Here is a 763-nt window from a genome sequence, read left to right as displayed (position 1 = left end):
GAACGCACGGGCGTCACCCCGCAGAGCAAAGCGCTGACCCCGGAGCAGCAGAAAATCCAAGAGCTGGAAGCCCGAATTGCTCGCCTTGAGCGGGAGAAATCAATCTTAAAAAAGGCTACCGCGCTCTTGATGTCGGAAGATCTCGAGCGTTCGCGCTGATTGACCAGTTGAGCATCCACGAGCCGGTTGATTGGCTGTGCAAGGTGTTTGAAGTGACCCGCTCGTGCTACTACGCTCGGCGTCTCAAGCGCCGCACACCGGATGTAGAACGCCTTCGATTGCGCAGTCGGGTGAACGAGTTGTTCACCCAAGGCCGCAGTGCTCCCGGTAGCCGTAGCATCATGGCCATGATGCAAGACGACGGCGAGCAGATCGGGCGATTCAAGGTGCGCAGCCTGATGCGCGAGCTGGAGTTGGTGAGCAAACAACCGGGATCGCATGCTTACAAAAAGGCGACGGTCGAGCGGCCCGACATCCCTAATATTTTGAACCGAGAGTTTGATGTGCCCGCTCCTGACCACGTCTGGTGTGGCGATATCACTTACATCTGGGCTCAAGGCAAATGGCAGTATCTGGCGGTTGTGTTGGATCTTTTTGCCCGCCGTGTTGTGGGCTGGGCGTTGTCGGGAAAGCCGGATGCCGACTTGGTCATCAAGGCCTTGGACATGGCTTACGAGCAGCGAGGGAAGCCTCAAGGTTTGCTGTTCCACTCTGACCAGGGCTCGCAATATGGAAGCCGGAGTTTTCGCCAGCGCCTTTGGCG

At 57.7% G+C, this 763-nt stretch carries 1 pseudogene; it reads left to right on the top strand.

Going from position 1 to position 763, the window contains the following annotated elements:
* Positions 1-763: pseudogene (locus HB675_RS25700) on the top strand (IS3 family transposase); the annotation flags it as partial.

The sequence above is a fragment of the Pseudomonas sp. dw_358 genome (genome assembly GCF_018449655.1).
Classification (GTDB): domain Bacteria; phylum Pseudomonadota; class Gammaproteobacteria; order Pseudomonadales; family Pseudomonadaceae; genus Aquipseudomonas.
The sequence above is the reverse complement of the archived record's forward strand: the minus strand, read 5'-3'. Positions and strand labels throughout refer to the sequence as shown.